This is a genomic window from Streptomyces sp. Ru72 (genome assembly GCF_002920635.1).
GTDB lineage: Bacteria > Actinomycetota > Actinomycetes > Streptomycetales > Streptomycetaceae > Streptomyces.
Map to the genome: position 1 here is coordinate 1 of NZ_PQSR01000076.1, position 15,334 is coordinate 15,334.

General features: G+C 70.0%; 15 protein-coding genes. 8 read left to right on the forward strand and 7 right to left on the reverse strand.

The features are described 5' to 3' along the window. Positions 1-188: 188 nt before the first annotated feature. Entirely contained in the window at positions 189-1,115 is a 927-nt protein-coding gene (locus tag C3488_RS28040; RefSeq protein WP_103843716.1) for a Gfo/Idh/MocA family protein, read from the forward strand. A 34-nt stretch (positions 1,116-1,149) separates the two neighbouring features. Here the strand turns inward: C3488_RS28040 and C3488_RS28045 are convergent, their stop codons facing one another. Next, positions 1,150-1,863, reverse strand: coding sequence for a DUF1990 domain-containing protein (locus C3488_RS28045; RefSeq protein WP_258053701.1), 714 nt, complete (start codon positions 1,861-1,863; stop codon positions 1,150-1,152). A 15-nt stretch (positions 1,864-1,878) separates the two neighbouring features. Beyond that, positions 1,879-2,091, reverse strand: a complete 213-nt coding sequence (locus tag C3488_RS28050) for a hypothetical protein (protein ID WP_103843718.1) — start codon at positions 2,089-2,091, stop codon at positions 1,879-1,881. Between the two features lie 114 nt (positions 2,092-2,205). Between C3488_RS28050 and C3488_RS28055 the strand changes: the two genes are divergently transcribed. From C3488_RS28055 to C3488_RS28065, 3 genes are all read left to right on the forward strand, one after another. Continuing rightward, positions 2,206-2,976, forward strand: a complete 771-nt coding sequence (locus C3488_RS28055) for a DUF1990 domain-containing protein (protein WP_258053702.1) — start codon at positions 2,206-2,208, stop codon at positions 2,974-2,976. A 152-nt stretch (positions 2,977-3,128) separates the two neighbouring features. Beyond that, positions 3,129-3,980: a chromosome condensation regulator gene (locus tag C3488_RS28060; RefSeq protein ID WP_103843719.1), complete on the forward strand. Its 852-nt coding sequence runs from the start codon at positions 3,129-3,131 to the stop codon at positions 3,978-3,980. A gap of 78 nt (positions 3,981-4,058) precedes the next feature. After that, positions 4,059-5,009 (forward strand): phosphotransferase family protein, encoded by a 951-nt coding sequence (locus tag C3488_RS28065; protein WP_103843720.1) that lies wholly within the window; start codon positions 4,059-4,061, stop codon positions 5,007-5,009. On the opposite strand, the gene C3488_RS41865 is transcribed toward C3488_RS28065, so the two are convergent. Continuing rightward, positions 4,927-5,271: a hypothetical protein gene (locus tag C3488_RS41865; RefSeq protein WP_374955466.1), complete on the reverse strand. Its 345-nt coding sequence runs from the start codon at positions 5,269-5,271 to the stop codon at positions 4,927-4,929. The two genes, C3488_RS28065 and C3488_RS41865, sit on opposite strands and share 83 nt — an antisense overlap. 257 nt (positions 5,272-5,528) lie before the next feature. Beyond that, positions 5,529-6,410 (reverse strand): LysR family transcriptional regulator, encoded by an 882-nt coding sequence (locus C3488_RS28075; protein ID WP_103843721.1) that lies wholly within the window; start codon positions 6,408-6,410, stop codon positions 5,529-5,531. Positions 6,411-6,506: 96 nt separating this feature from the next. Between C3488_RS28075 and C3488_RS28080 the strand changes: the two genes are divergently transcribed. After that, a complete protein-coding gene (locus C3488_RS28080; RefSeq protein WP_103843722.1) occupies positions 6,507-7,727 on the forward strand; it encodes a nuclear transport factor 2 family protein in 1,221 nt (406 codons plus the stop codon). Positions 7,728-7,737: 10 nt separating this feature from the next. Here the strand turns inward: C3488_RS28080 and C3488_RS28085 are convergent, their stop codons facing one another. Next, on the reverse strand, positions 7,738-7,971 hold the full coding sequence (locus tag C3488_RS28085) for a hypothetical protein (protein WP_146067934.1): 234 nt from the start codon (positions 7,969-7,971) through the stop codon (positions 7,738-7,740). Positions 7,972-8,104: 133 nt separating this feature from the next. Between C3488_RS28085 and C3488_RS28090 the strand changes: the two genes are divergently transcribed. Then, on the forward strand, positions 8,105-9,259 hold the full coding sequence (locus C3488_RS28090) for a phosphoribosylaminoimidazolecarboxamide formyltransferase (RefSeq protein ID WP_103843724.1): 1,155 nt from the start codon (positions 8,105-8,107) through the stop codon (positions 9,257-9,259). A 248-nt stretch (positions 9,260-9,507) separates the two neighbouring features. Further along, positions 9,508-11,010: an MFS transporter gene (locus tag C3488_RS28095; RefSeq protein ID WP_258053705.1), complete on the forward strand. Its 1,503-nt coding sequence runs from the start codon at positions 9,508-9,510 to the stop codon at positions 11,008-11,010. A gap of 29 nt (positions 11,011-11,039) precedes the next feature. Here the strand turns inward: C3488_RS28095 and C3488_RS28100 are convergent, their stop codons facing one another. Both C3488_RS28100 and C3488_RS28110 read right to left on the reverse strand, forming a co-directional pair. Continuing rightward, on the reverse strand, positions 11,040-12,368 hold the full coding sequence (locus C3488_RS28100) for a glycoside hydrolase family 3 N-terminal domain-containing protein (protein ID WP_258053706.1): 1,329 nt from the start codon (positions 12,366-12,368) through the stop codon (positions 11,040-11,042). 509 nt (positions 12,369-12,877) lie between these two features. Continuing rightward, complete coding sequence (locus C3488_RS28110; RefSeq protein ID WP_103843726.1) at positions 12,878-13,762, reverse strand: winged helix-turn-helix transcriptional regulator; 885 nt, start codon at positions 13,760-13,762, stop codon at positions 12,878-12,880. Between the two features lie 59 nt (positions 13,763-13,821). Between C3488_RS28110 and C3488_RS28115 the strand changes: the two genes are divergently transcribed. After that, positions 13,822-15,081: an MFS transporter gene (locus C3488_RS28115; protein ID WP_103843727.1), complete on the forward strand. Its 1,260-nt coding sequence runs from the start codon at positions 13,822-13,824 to the stop codon at positions 15,079-15,081. The last annotated feature ends 253 nt before the right edge of the window (positions 15,082-15,334 follow it).

Consider the following 15,334-nt stretch of genomic DNA (forward strand, 5'->3'; position numbering starts at 1 on the left):
AAGCCGGAACCGAACGGCTAGCTCCTGCGAAAGCCGTTCTGCCGCAGCGCGGGGCTCGTTGCCGCCCACTGGTCGCTCCTCCCTCACGGGAGGGCGCGTTGTTGTCGGCAGGTGTGGCACGCTCGGCCATGACCGGACGCACCATGCGCCGGCCGCCACCTTGATCGTCAGCGTGGAGAGGCAAGGGCATGCGCATTGGACTGCTCGGTACCGGCCCCTGGGCGCAGGCAGCCCACGCACCCGCGTTGAGCGGGTATGACGGACTGGACTTCGTGGGCGTGTGGGGGCGGCGGGCGAGCGCTGCCAGGGAGCTGGCCGAGCGCCACGGCGCGCGGGCCTACGATGACGTGGACGCGCTGCTCGCCGACGTGGACGCCGTCGCCGTGGCCCTGCCTCCTGACGTGCAGGCCGAGCTCGCACGACGAGCCGCGCGGGCGGGGTGTCACCTGCTGCTCGACAAGCCCCTGGCCGCGACGGTGGCGCAGGGACGCGCAGTGGTCGACGCTGCACGGGAGGCGGGCGTGGCCTCGGTGGTCTTCTTCACGGCCCGCTTCCAGACCGAGCCGGAGGCCTGGATCGCAGAACAGGCCGGCCTGGGGGGCTGGTTCACCGCGCAGGCGCAGTGGCTGGGCGCGGTGTTCACCGGCGACAGCCCCTTCGCGGCCTCGCCTTGGCGGCGGGAGAAGGGCGCCCTGTGGGACGTGGGACCGCACGCCCTGTCCGTGCTGCTGCCGGTGCTGGGCGATGTGAGGCGGGTGGCAGCCGCTGCGCACGGTCCCGCGGACACCGTCCACATGGTCCTCGACCATGTCGGCGGCGCATCCAGCACTTCGACGCTGAGCCTTACGGCGCCTCCGGCGGCGGCGGGAGCGTCCGTCGAGCTGCGCGGAGAGGCCGGGGTGGCATTGCTGCCGGAGGGTTCAGGCGGCGTGGTTCCGGCCCTCGGCCGGGCGGTGGACGCTCTGTGCGCCGCCGCCCGTTCCGGCCGGCCGCATCCCTGCGACGCCTCGTTCGGTCTTCGGGTGACGGAGATACTTGCGGCAGTCGAGCACCTTCTTCGCCAGTCCGAGGCAGTGTCTGCTCAGCTGCTGCCCGAGTGCGAGGCGTCGCCATGAGGTGTGCCGTCCGCTCCGTGTCGTCCGCGCGAAGTCAGCCGGGGGCCACCCGGTGGATCGCCAGGGCGTCCAGCCGACGCACCTTCGCGTCGGAGGGCGCGTACACCAAGTGCTCGACCGTGGCCGGGCGGCCGGGCAAGGGGTCCTCACCGGACAGTGCCGTGCTGACGAAGCGCTGTAGACGTTCGCTGCACCTGCGGTAGAACCGCAGTTGAGTGCGTCGGCCGAACAGCCGCCAGCCGAGGGACGTGATCCGATCCAAGGTGGGGGCACCTTGCGAATGGCATGAGACCAGGAATTGCACCTCGCCCGTTTCCTGCTTCTTCACCACCTCGTAGGTGGCCTTGCCGCGCTCCAGGTGGCCCTCGAGAGTCTCGTAGGCCCAGCCCCAGACGCGGTCCGTGTGGTCGCGGGTCTCGTCCACCACTTCGGTGACGCGCACACCGCAGTAGAAGTGCATCCCGTGGAAACGGGCCTCGAGCAGCATGTCACGGCCGAGCAGTGGCGTGGCCGGGTCGTACAGCGCTCGGACGATCTCCGGCGGCGAGAACTCGTAGTCGCGCACCAGGCGGCAGGCGTGCTCCCAGCAACCGCCGGGTTCCGGGGCGCCTGGTCGCTCCCTCGGCAGCGCGGTGCGGTAGGTGTCGATGTTCCAGGTCGGTCGGCGTACCTCTTCACCCGAGTAGTTGACGCGTGCGTCTGCGAGCTCCCGCCACAGGCGTGCGGCGTCGGGGCGTGCGAAGGCCAAGTCGCCCAAGGGAGATCACTTCTGTTCCCGCAGCGCTTCGCCGATCAGCCACAGCATCGGCGGCCACAGTCCTACGAAGAGCGCACGCCGCTCGGCGTTCCCCCGCTGCTCCTGGTCGATGGTCTTCGCGCGCACCCACAGCGTCAGACACAGACCGATCGCGCCGAGCGAGGCGAGATGCAGGTGATCACTGCGCGCGCCCGCTCGGTGCAGGAGCCGGAGCACCATGTGTGCCTCCAGGTTCGTCCGCCTGTGTGTCGGCTGTGTCATTACTGCTATACCAGGGTATTAACATATTCATTCTTATTTACTGCATTTTGGGATGATATGGGAGGGGTGTGGATGTCGCGACCGCACTGTCCTCGGGTACTTGCCGTGCTGGCGCGCTGGTTCCTGGGAACGGCGCTGGTCACCTGGCGTTATCTCTGGGAAACGACTCCCCTGTACCGGGGCGGCGAATGTCGGGGTGACGAGCAGGACCGCCCGCCCGCGCTGCCCCCTGAAACGGTCGACGGTCGGGTGCAGCGGGTCGAGGACGGCTGCGGACCCCTGTTCCACCGCCTTTTTCGTGTACGCATCGCCGAGGCCGAGATCGACGCTGGCCGGCTCATCGAGCTGATCTGCCAGGACTTCAAGCGTTTCATCCCCTCTGAGGTGGTCACCATCCGGGTGGGTGAACTCCGCGCGCAGGGTCTGGACGTCGCGGACGAGTTGCTGGTGGAGATGCCGGGCCCCTGGAACGGACCCGTCCGGGTCGTACACCGTGATGCCGAGTCCCTGCACCTTGCGACTCTGCGCGGTCACATGGAGGCCGGCCAGGTCCAGTTCCGGGCGCGCAGCGACGATGACCTGCTGGTGTTCGAGATCGAGCTGTGGGCGCGGTCCAGCAGCCGCTTGGTGCACCTGCTGTACGCGCATCTGCGTCTGGCCAAGGAAGCTCAGCTCAACATGTGGGTCCGTTTCTGCCTGTCCGCCGTCAGGGCCTCGGGCGGCCGGCTCAGGGACGGGGTGCACATCTCCACCCGCTGGCTTGATCCTTCTGTCAAGGCACACCCGTCCTGGACCACGGAGAGCCCCCTGGAACCGACGCGCGGATTCGGACGACACGTGTGATGCGGTCCATGGGGCGCCGTACGTGGGCGCAAGCCGTGGGAGGTCGCGGTTGTGCCGTCATCTGCTGGCGACGACTGAGGACCCCGCTCTGATTCCAGGCCAAAGTAAGGTGGCATCCCATGCCGCGAACGCGCCGAGCACAAGGAGGCGGAATGTTCGCTCCCTCGTCGGCGCTGGCGGCCGGAAGGCGTCATTCGGTCGGACGGCGCTGGGATGGAACCGTTCTCGCCGTGGGCAATACCGCAGCCGCTGAATGTCGTGTCGAGCGATGGGAGGACGTCGTCGCGGTGGCAGCCGGCAACGTCCATACCGCGACGAACACGGGCAGGTCTCATACGGTGGGACTCCGGTCGGACGGCACGGTGCTGGCAACGGGGTGGAATGGCGATGGGCAGTGTGATGTCGCCGGATGGCGAGGCGTCACGGCCGTGGCCGCAGGCTGGCGCCGCACGCTCGGGCTACTCGCGAATGGCCGCGTGCTGGCAGTCGGCCGGAGTTCAGAAGGACAGTGCGACGTGCAGTCCTGGCGCGAGATGGTCGTCCTCTCGTGTGGTGACTGGCACTCGGTCGGCATCCGGTCGGACGGTTCTGCACTGGCCACGGGGAACAACCGACGAGGTCAGTGTGCCGTTGAAGGGTGGCGTGACCTGGCCGCCATTTCGGCCGGGTATCTCCATACCGTCGGCCTCAAAGCCGATGGGCGGGCAGTAGCGACCGGAGAGCGGGCAACCGGGGCGTGCGAGGTCGATGAGTGGGAAGACGTGGTGGCGCTCGGCGCGGGCAGCTACCACACCGTCGGGGTCACAGCGTCAGGGCGGGTTCTCGCAGCGGGAGACAACAGCTACGGACAGTGCGAAGTCGGTGATTGGCGCGACATCGTCGCCGTGGCGGCCGGTTCAACGCACACCCTTGGCCTGCGTGCCAACGGCACAGTCGTGACCGCAGGGAACAATGCCGACAGACAGTGTGAAGTCGATGCCTGGTCCGGAGTCCAGCTTCCATAGGCCCCAGGCCGCGCCAACGCGACCTGACATGCCTAATGGAGGTGCACGGGACAGGGACGGCAGGATGTACTACACCTCATGGTCGAATACCACCAGCGGCACACAGACGACTGGCTCGCCTACTTCGCCACGCTGGGCCACGCAGACGCACAGCCGCTGGCCGCGGGTGTGGAAGGTGCGGTCTACCGGCTCGGCGAGGGCCTGGTCGCCAAGGTGTGGAGCGGGCGGCCGCCGGTCGGCCTCGGCCTGATCCGTCGGGTCTACGCGGACGTTGCGCGACACCAGCTGCCTTTCGCCACCCCACAGATCCACGCCGTCGAAGAGCGCAACGGCGTGCTCGTCACCTACGAGCGTGAGCTGCCCGGGGCGCCGCTGCGCGGTGACGCCGGGAGCACGCCCCCGGCCCGGGACGTGCCCGCGCGCGAGACCGACGCCCTGCTCACCGTGCTGCGCGGCCTGGCGTCCGTGCCGGGCTCGCCCGCGATGCGGCGGCTGACCGTCCAGGGCGACGACCGCCCGCTGTGGGAGGGCCATACTCGCTTCCCCGATGCTCTCGCAGCCCTGGTTGAGCGTGCCGCCCGCCGCCACGGAGATGTTCTCGCGACGGCGGTGCCCGGGTCGGCCGCGGTGGTCGAGCGGGCCGCCAAGGCGCTGCGGGCCCTGCCGGCGACGCCCGTCACCGCCATCCACGGCGACCTGGTCCCGCCCAACGTCCACGTCGACGACGCAGGACTCCCGGTGGCAGTCCTGGACTTCGGCTTCTTCACCACGGCCGGCGACCCGGCGTTCGAGGCAGCGGTGACGGCGGCGATCTGGGACATGTACGGACCCTACGCCGAACACCACACGGCCGAGCTCACCAGCTTGTTCGCGGCGGCACTGGGCTACGACGCGAAGGTGCTGTCGCTGTACCAGACGGCGTATGCGCTGACCACCTACGACCTGTTCAGTCCGGACGGCAGCGACGGCCACTTCCAGTGGTGCGCGGCACTGCTGAACCGCGACGAGGTAACCGACCAGGGCTCCTGACCGGATACGACGACCGGGAATCGCCCGGGGGCCCGTCGCCGAGTCGCCGGGCTCGCGAAGGTCGCGGCGGGGCAGCGCGGTCGCGCCGGAGGTGACGGCGCTGGACGGCGTCATGTGACCTGCACGGGTAGGCGGCCGTCTGGCTTTGTCCACGAGTTGCAACAGCGGAGGTACGCGACTTTGAACAGCATCTCGTCTTGGTGGGGGAGTGCCGGTACAGGGTGCCCACGGCCACGTCCGCCGCTGCGGCGATCTCGTCCATGCCTACCTCAGGGCCGTGCGCGGTGATCTGCTCGCCGGCGGCGGCCAGGAACTTTTTGCGGTTGCGGACCGCGTCGCTGTCGGTACGGCGATGCTGTCCCCTGCGTCGTCGCGACGGTGACCGGGTCGCGCTCGCAGCGCGGTGGCTCACACAAACGGGGAACTGGTCGTGTGGGAGGCCGGGGGGCCGGGCGGCCGTGCCCCAGTGGCTCCGGAGCGGCTGCGGGCGGCGCGGCGCCGGGCATGCCGGCTCGTTGGTCAGCCGAAGGCCGTCGCAAGCTGGTCGAGGAAGGGCGCTGTGGATGGGTGCGGGTCGCGACGTGGCGTGATCGTGTAGATACCACGGGTCGGAGGATCGACGAGGGGTGCTGTGGTGACGTCGATCCGCAGCGCGCCCGCCAGTACGCCGGGTATCAGCGCGATGGCGTGGCCGGTTGCGACCAGGGCCATCTTGCCGAGCAGATCGGCCGCGGTGAGGTCGATGCGGGCGGTGACTCCGGCGCGGGCGGCGTGCCGGCGCAGCAGCGCCGCCGAGCCGTCGTTGTCCTCGACCCAGGTCTCATCGGCCAGCGCCTGCATGTGCACCGGTTCCTGCCCGGCGTGCGGGTGGCCGACGGGCAGCACGACGACCATCTCGTCCATTCCCAGGAACCGCCGTTCGACACGCGGGTCGTCGGGCAGCCCCGGTGGCGCGTCGGTGACGACAGCGACGTCGAGAGCGCCGGCGATCACACGGTCGTGCAACTCCGGGCTCAGCTCGGGCAACAAGCTCCACCGGAGGGGCCCGGCCGCCTCCAGCAGGCGGCGGATCGCCGTCGGGACGATCCCGGCGGCCAGGGACGGCGTCGCGCCGACGGCCAGTGGCCGACTGGGCGCATCGTGACGCACGTCCCGCACGGCACGCATGGCGCGATCGGCTTCGTTGAGCGTGGCCAGGGCGTGGTGAAGGAACACCTCCCCAGCCGGTGTGGTGCGCACGCCCCGCACGTGCCGCTGCACCAGCGGCACCCCGAGTTCACGCTCCAACCCGGCGATCTGCCGGGAGACGGCCGACTGCGTGTAGCCGAGCTCGACGGCCGCTGCCGAGAGCGATCCGAGCCGACACACCGTCACGAACGTCCGCCATGAAGTCAATGCCATGGCAGGAGTATGGCTGGTCGGTATGCGGACCCCGCATCCCTGCTCTGCAAGATCTGCGCTTGTCGCAGGCCTGTGCAGAACCCCACGCTGGGACGCATGACACCGCACTCGATCGCCGTCCTCGGCTTGGGCCGCATGGGCACCGCGATAGCGACACGACTCGTCGACAACGACTGGGATCTCGTCGGCTGGACACGCTCCGGGCGCACGGCAGGCGCTCTTGAGACGACCGACGACCCGAACCACGCCGTGGCGAAGGCCGACGTCGTGCTCCTGGCGTTGTTCGACGGCCGGGCCTGCCGGCAGGTCGTCGACCAGGTCCGCGACTCGCTGCGCACGGACACGATCGTGTTGAACACGAGCACGATCGCCCCCGAAGAGGCGGCGAGGCTGGCCCGGCAACTCGGCACTCGTTACGTCCACGCACCCGTGCTCGGCTCCGTGCCGGCTGCCGCCGCCGGCGCCCTGCGGATTCTCGCCGCCGGCGACCAGGACGCGCTCGATCGAGTCCGACCGGTTCTGGACGTGCTCGGCACCGTGCGGCGCGTCGACGACGCCGCAACCGCCGCCGCGCTCAAGCTGATCGCCAACAGCAGCCTTGCCGGCGCTGTCCTCGCACTGCGCGACTCGCTGCGGCAAGCCGACGCTCTGGGCCTGCCCCGTGCCCAGGTGCTGGGCGTCCTCGAACTCGGCCAGCTCGGCGGGCTCGTGGCCCGCAAGAGGTCCTTCCTCACCGACACGCCGACCGCCGGCACGGCCGAGTTCACGATCGGCGCGCTGGCCAAGGACATGGCACTGCTCGCCACCGCGTCGGACACCCCCCTGCGCAGCGCAGCCGACCTCGCCGACACTCCCGCCGCACCTGAGGCCGACATCGCCGTCGCCGCCACGGTCCCCACCGTGGATGTCGCCGTGCTCGAACCTCTGCGCGCCTACATCCGCGGACACGCCACGGGCGATCCCACCCACTTCCGCGACGCCTTCCTGCCCACTGCCCACATCGAAGGAATCCGGAACGGTGCATTCGTCTCCTGGCGCCTAGCTGAGTACTGCGCTCTCTTCGACGGTCGGCCGGCCCCGGACGAACCGGCCCGTTCGCGCCGTATCGACGCCGTCGACGTGCACGGCACCGTCGCCACCGCATCCATGACCCTCCGACACGGCACGGACACCTTCACCGACATCTTCCTGCTGGTTCACATCGACGGAAACTGGCGCATCGCCAACAAGGCCTATCACCGACACTCCCGAAGTGACGGGACAGCCCCGGCCGTCTCGAGGGCTGAGCGACGGTCCTTCGTCGGTCAGGCTGAGTAGGGGAGCGCCGCTACCCACGTCCACTGCGGCAACGGCTGTTCCGCGGGCGGCTTCGCGTTCGGTCCCGGCACACCGCCACCCGGCTGAGGAGTGGCCGCTCCAGGGCCTCGGAGTAGCTGGCCGGTCCACCGAAGGCCTCGGCGAGCCGGAGGGCGACGTGTGCGGTGTGCTCGGGGGCCAGGTCGGCGAAGAGAGCGGCGAGGAGGCCGCCCGTGAGCACCTTGGGGTCGAACACGTCGGTCAACCCCCGCTAGAGTTGCGGCAGGCCGCGACTGGCGCGGGTGGACAACCACCGGGGAGTGGCCGTGTCCGTTCCGACGTGAGCGTCGACCGCCTGGGCGACTCCGTCAGCGATGTCCCGCTGAGGAGGCCATGAAGTGAAGTTGCGCTACGGAATCAACCCGCAACAGCAAGCCGCTCACGCCACACCGGTGGCGTCCGGCAGGTGGCCGGTCCGGCTGCTGCACGGAGAACCGTCGTACATCAACATGCTGGACGCGCTCAACGGATGGCAGCTCGTACACGAAGCCGGCCAGGCGCTGGGCAGGCCGGCAGCTGCTTCCTTCAAGCACGTCTCGCCTGCGGGCGCGGCGGTCTCCGGGGCCGTCGACGAGGTCACCGCAGAGCTCTACGGCGTCGCAGGTCATGAGGTAGGCGCCCTTGCCAGTGCCTACTTGCGGGCCCGGGACGCCGATCCGAAATCCTCCTACGGCGACTTCGCCGCCGTCTCTCGTCCGGTCGACACCGAGCTCGCCGAGCTGCTGACCGGCATGGTCTGCGACGGCATCGTCGCACCCGGCTACGAGCCGGGCACCGTCGAACGGCTGCGCAGGAAGAAGAACGGCCGTTTCCTGATCATGGAGGCAGACGCCGGTTTCGTGCCTCCGCACGAGGAAGCGCGGGAGGTGTTCGGCCTGCGCCTGACCCAGCGGCATGACGAAGTACGGCTGTCTTCCACCCTGCTGGGCGTCGTGGACGATGTCCTCCCTGACACCGCCGTGGCAGACCTCTTGCTGGGGCTGGCCGTCCTTCGCCATACCCAGTCCAATTCGGTCTGCTACCTGCGGGACGGCATGACGCTGGGAATCGGTGCCGGTCAGCAGTCCCGGGTCGACTGCACCCGTCTGGCCGGCGCCAAGGTCGACACCTGGTGGCTGCGGCGCCACCCCAGCGTCCGCGCGCTGTCCTTCCGGCCCGGCGTTCGGCGCCAGGACCGGATCAACTGGCAGATCCGCTTCATCGAGGGCGACCTCACGCCGGACGAGGCCGAGCGCCTGGCGGAGGCACTCTCCACACCGGCCGGGGAGCTCACCGCCGACGCACGCGTTCGATGGATCCAACGCCTCGACCAGGTCGCCTTCGCATCCGACGGCGCCCTGCCGTTTCGCGACAACGTCGACCACGCCCACCGCCACGGCGTTCAGTACATTGCCGAGCCGGGAGGATCCATCCGGTCCGACGAGGTTGAACAGGCCTGCCGTGAGCACCGGATCACGCTGGCACGCACCGGACTGAGGTTGTTCCATCACTGACGGCCGGCCGGCGACTGTCACCGTCGCCGTCTGCTCCCTCACGGGGCTCCGTCATGAATTCCCGTAGATCCGCGGTGAGTCGGTCGGCATGGGTGGCGAACAGGTCGCGCAGGCCGGCCGGCACGCCCGCGTCTGTACGGGCTTGGCGATGACGTCGAGGCGGAAGGCAGAGCAAAGCGTCACCGGTTCGCCGCCGCGCGGCTCAGCAACCACCAGATCCTGGAGAACACGAGGATCTTCCCAGCTCCGTGTCCACGCGCTTCGGTGTGCGCTGGTTTGCGGTCTCCGCAAAAATGCTGGTCGTCGGCCGTCGGCCTGCCCGAGCCTTGCCGAGCAGGTACTCCGGATCTGAGAGGCCGATCGTGACGACGACAACCACGTACCCTGTTCAGCCCCTTCTGAGCGCGCGCAGGCGCTGGACGGTGCTGGCCGTCTGCTGCCTGAGCATGTTCCTGGTGGGAATGGACACCACCATCGTCAACGTGGGCCTACCCGCCATCGGGCGCGGTCTGAGCGTCGGAATCCACGGTCTCGAGTGGACCGTGGATGCCTACACCATCGTCCTGGCGAGTCTTCTGATCTCCTCGGGTGCGCTGGCGGACCGCTTCGGACGCCGACGGGTGTTCCAGTCCGGGTTGATGGTGTTCGGTGCGGCCTCGATGGTCTGCGCGGTGACGCCTTCGGTGGGCGCGCTCATAGCGGCCCGGGCCGTTCAGGGCGTCGGAGCCTCGATGCTGAGTCCCGTTGCCCTCGCGATCGTGGTCGACGCGATGCCCGATCCGAGGGAGCGAGCGCAGGCGATCGGCGTCTGGGCATCGGTTTTCGGGCTCAGCATGGCAGTGGGCCCGGTCACGGGCGGCGCTCTGGTCGCGGGATTCGGCTGGCGGTCGCTGTTCTGGATCAACGCTCCGGTCGTAGTGATCGCTCTGGTACTCAGCGCGGTGTTCGTACCCGAGTCCCGGGGCTCGCGGACGCGGCGGCTCGACGTGCTGGGCCAGCTCCTGCTCACTGTGGTCATCGGGGCCTGCGTCGGCGTTCTCATCGAGGGCCCGCGCATCGGCTGGGCGTCGCCTGCGGTGCTGGCCGGCTACGGGGTCGCGGCCATGGCGACGGTCGGATTCCTTTCGGTCGAGTCGCGCCACCCCGAGCCGCTGATGGATCCGGGGCTTTTTCGTAATCCGCTGTTCAACAGTGCCGTCCTGGGCGCCGTTGCGGTCTTCGTCGCGCTGAACGTGACGCTGCTGCTCAACACCCTCTATCTGCAGCACGCCAGGGGAGTCACGCCACTGGCCGCCGGTGTGGCGACCCTGCCCATGGCTGTCGGAGCGACAGTCTGCGCACCCTGGTCCGGTCGTCTGGTCGGTCGTACAGGACCGCGACCGCCGCTGGTTCTGGCCGGTGGTTTCATCATTGCGGGCGCGCTCTGCCTGGTCGGAATCGACCGGCACACGAGCGTGGCCCTGCTGCTGTTCGCCTACCTGCTCATCGGTATCGGGTTCGGCTTCGCCAACGCGCCGATCACCAACACCGCGGTCAGTGGCCTGCCTCCGGCCCGGGCCGGCGTGGCCGGAGCGATCACGTCCACCGCTCGACAGCTCGGCGCTGCGCTCGGCATCGCCCTCGCCGGCGGTCTGGTGGCGCATGCCGACCCCGCAGGGCTCGCACAGGCATCCCGCCCGGGTTGGCTCCTGGTCGCCTCCTGTGGGCTCCTCCTGCTTCTCACGGCCCATGCGTCGCGGTCGAGGAAGTGACGCGGTTCCCGGTCGCGGCGCGAGTTCGCTCAGGGGCAGGCGAGCAGGCCGGCGCGGAGTTTGGCGGCGAGGATCCGGTGCACGCTGTCGTTCACCTGGGCGCGGAAGGAGGCGTCCTGCTGCATTCTGGTCAGGACCGCCTGCGTCATCGCCGGTATGGTGCTCGGCTGCACGGTCAGGATCATGTTCCCGCCCGCCGTAAGGAAGTTCAGCGCCCGCTGCGCCGGCGTGTACGACCGCACCGCGACCGCTTGCCCGAGGTCGTCGGAGATGACCACGCCTTTGAAGCCCAGTTGGGTCCGCAGCAGCCGGCCGATGACCGTCGGCGAGAAGGCCGCCAGATGAGCGGAGTCGATTTTGGTGTATTTGGCCAGGGAGATCATCACGAACGGCGAACCGGCCTTGATCCCGGTCCGGAACGGCGTGAGGCTGGCGCTGGAAGCGGTCGTCACCGAGTCCACGACGTTGGCCGTGGTGTCGGTGTTCCCGATCACCTGACCCAGCCCGGGGAAGTGCTTGAGGGTGGTCATCACGCCCGCCTGCGCGAAGCCGGCGGCGAAGGCGTCGCTGTGCGGGGCCACCGTGTCCGGGGTGTGGCCGTACTCACGGAAGTAGCGGCCGATCGGGCCGTTGCGGGTGCCCAGGCCGGCCGGGACGACGTCGGCGACGGGAGCCAGGTCGAGGTCGACTCCGGCGGCCTTGAGCTGACCGGCCCACTGGGCGGCCCGGGTGCGCAGGGTCGCGGTCGACCAGCTTCCCTGGGTCAGCGCCTCGGGTATGGCCGCGAAGCCGGGACCGCTGAGTACCTGCACATGGCCACCTTCCTGGTCGGTGGCGACCAGGATTCCGACCCGCCGGCCGGCAACCTGGTCCGCCTGTCGCCGCAGACCGTCCACCACACTTCTGGTCGCCTTGACACCGGCGCTGCTGCGCCCGGTCAGCATGACGGACCCCACGTGGTTGTCGCGCAGAACGCGCAACTGGGCCTGGTCGGGACGGGCCGCGGAGATCCCGCCCATGAAGAGCTGCCCGACGCGTTGAGCCGTGGTCATGCCGGAGAAGATCCGGTCGGGGCAGGAGGCGGCGGCTATCGAGGGGATGACACCGGCGGCGACCGGGGGAGCACCGACAGCCGCCGAGGTGGTGTCGGTGGCGGTGCCGCGGCCGGGCACTGAACGCCCGACGTCGGCGGTTTCCGCGCCGTGGCTGGTGGTGGCGGACCGGGATGAGCTCCCCGGGCGCACCTGCGAGGCCGGGGCGCCGCAGGCGACCGCGGCCAGCAGCATGGTCACCACCGGCGCGGCGGTGCGCAGGGCTGCTGAGCGGCGACCTCCGCGCACTCGGGCACGTGTTCTCATGGATGTCGCTCCTGACGTTGATGGTGTCGCTTGACTGTGGACCCACGGCACCAGGGAACGCGGGGATCGCGCGATCAGGGCGCTGGGGATCCCCTCCGGTTGCGGCGAGCTCGGCACCCGGCCTCACACCAGCATGCCCACCTCGGCCCGGTGGCGCGACCGGTGATCCTCAGGTCGGTGACATCCTGCTCGACTGCGACGTCCTCATCGTCCCCGGCGTGGACCTGCGCACGGTCACCTACGCGGCGGCTATGGGGAGCGGTGACGCGGGCAGGCTCGACCTTCTACGCCTCACGGGTGGCCGTATCGCCACCGGGTCCTCTTGACCCGGTTCGCAACAGGTGGCGTCCTGCTCGTCCGGGACGGCACCGTCCAGGAGGCGCGGGTGCTGACCCCGACCGACGTTGAGGCGGCGCGTTGCCACCGACCCTTCCTGATCGCGTCCGCCCCGCACAACGGACCGCCCTCTTCCGGCCGGACGGCGATCGTCGACGCGGCGGGCTGGGTTGTCACTCCGTGGCCAGTGAGTCGACGAGCGCCAGGGCGTCGTCGACGGAACCCGCCGGGTCGTCGAGCGGGTACAGCACGCCGCGTACCGTGCGGGAGGAGTCGAGGACGAGGGTGAGCCGCTTGAGCCGGTCGACACCCGCTGCGCGGAAGGTGGGTAGCCGCAGCGCCGCGGCCAGCTGAAGGTCGGCGTCCGACAGGAGCGGGAAAGGGATCCGCGCGTGCTCCGCGAAGGCGGCGAGCTGATCGGGGCGCTGCGTGCTGACTCCGTGCACCCTCACGTCGCGCTCGGCGAAGGCCGTCATCCGGTCGCGATAGGTGCACGACTCCAGCGTGCAGCCGAGGGTGCCCGGGATGCGGTCCCAGCCCGGCGGGTAATCCTGCCCGCCGGGCGCGTAGGCCCCGGGGAAGCAGTACAGGACCGTCCAGGTCCGGTCAGCGGCGACCGGGTCGGTCGGCACGCCCTCGGGGCCGGCCAGTTGGAGTTCGGGAAGCCGACGTCCCACCAGGGCGTGCACGCGTCGGGTCTCGGCGGAGTCGGTCGCGCTGGTGGCCGAGAGGACGCCGTCGCCCATGACGTGGCGGTCGCCCCAGTTCTGGAGCGCGACGAGGACCGGTAGCAGGCCGCGTCCGGCCGGCGTCAGGTGGTACTCGTACCGGGGAGGATGTGGGCTGTACAGACGCTTCTCCAGCACCCCGTCCGCAACAAGGGATTTCAGACGCTCCGTCAGTACCTTGCGGCTGATGCCCAGTCCGTCGCGGAGCGCGTCGAACTGGTGTGTCCCGCCCGCGACGTCGCGGATGAGCAGCAGCGTCCACGGGTCCCCGACCACCGTCAGCGCCTGCGCGATCGCGCAGTCCGGGTCGCCGAGCTCTGTGTATCGCATGATCCATGAGTATAGTCAGTTCCCTAAAGAGACTCACTCGACGGTCGCAGGGGGCAGGCATGACGACGGTGGTGCAGCGGCGCGGAGAGAAGGAGAAGCAGCCGGACGGCGCGTCGCGCGTGGCGGCGTTCTGGCGGTACTGGGGCGCGTCCACGGTGAGCGGTATCGGCGACGCGGTGACGGCGGTGGCCCTGCCGTTGCTCGCGGTACTGGTACTGCACGCCTCGGCGTTCGAGGTCAGCCTGATCACGGCCGCCTCCTTCGCCTCATGGCTTCTGGTGGGCCTCCCGGCCGGAGTCCTCGTGCATCGCCTGCCGTTGCGCGCGACGCAGGTGGCGATGGACCTGGTCCGGGCCGCCGCGGTGGCCTCGGTGCCGGTGGCTGCCGCGCTCGGCGTCCTGAGCCTGCCGCATCTGATCGTCGTGGCCCTGGTGGTCGGGTTGGCGTCCGTCGTCTTCGACGTCGGCAACTCGACCTTCCTGCCCTCCATCGTCAGCAAGGAGGAGCTCACCGCCCGCAACAGCCTCACCTCGGGGACCAGGGCGGCGACCCAACTCGGTGGCCCGTCCCTCGGCGGCGTGCTGGTCCAGCTGCTCGGCGCGGCGGCGTCCATCGTGGTCGACGCGGTGAGCTACCTCGTCTCGGCCGCGCTGATGGCCAGCCTGCCTCAGGTTGCGCACCCCGCGCAGGAGGGCCCGCGCCGGGGCATGGGCGAGATGATCCGCGAGGGCTGGCGATACGTCACCCGCCACCCTGTCATCGGCCCCTGCGCGGCGGACGCGACCGCGGTCAACTTCGTCTGCGGCGGCCTGATGGCGCTCACCCCGGTCTTCCTCGTCCGCACCCTCGACGCGCCGCCCGCCCTGGTCGGGATACTCATCGCGACCGATGGTCTCGGCACCCTGGTCGGTGCGGCGCTGACGCCCCGGATCGTCGCACGCCTGGGCAGCGGCCGGGCGCTGCGCTGGGCCGCGGTGGTCTCCCCGTGCTTCGCCGCGCTGATCCCGCTGGCCGGCCATTCCGTGACACTCGGCCTGTTCGCCCTGGGGAACGCCGGTTTCGCCGGGGCCGTGGTGGTGACGAGCATCGTGACCCGCACGTACCGGCAGACCGCCACACCTCCCGAACTGCTGCCGCGTGTGATGGCGACAGTCCGCTTCATCTCCTGGGGTGCGGTCCCGTTCGGCGCGCTGGCGGCGGGAGGTTTCGCCGCCCTGTGGGGAACCCGCGCCTCCTTCGCACTCATGGCCGTGCTCTCCACGGTCAGCCCGGCGATCCTCCTGGCGAGCCCGATCCGACGGATGCGCGAGCTCGCGTGAACCGGAGTGCCGATCGATTCGCCAGGAGATCTCGGGGCCTCCGCGCCCCCGAACAGTAAGGGCTTTCCAAAGATCCGTGGGGCGAAGGGCCGTCGGTCACGGGGGTGGATACAGAATGCTGCGGCAGGCCGGGCTGGGGTGCAGCTTCAAGTGGGCGGCGACGTATGGGGTCGTCCCATGCGAGAGCCCAGTAGCGAGGGGGATTCTTGATGCGGTCGGGGGACGGGACATCGCGGCGGCTGGGACGGCGAGA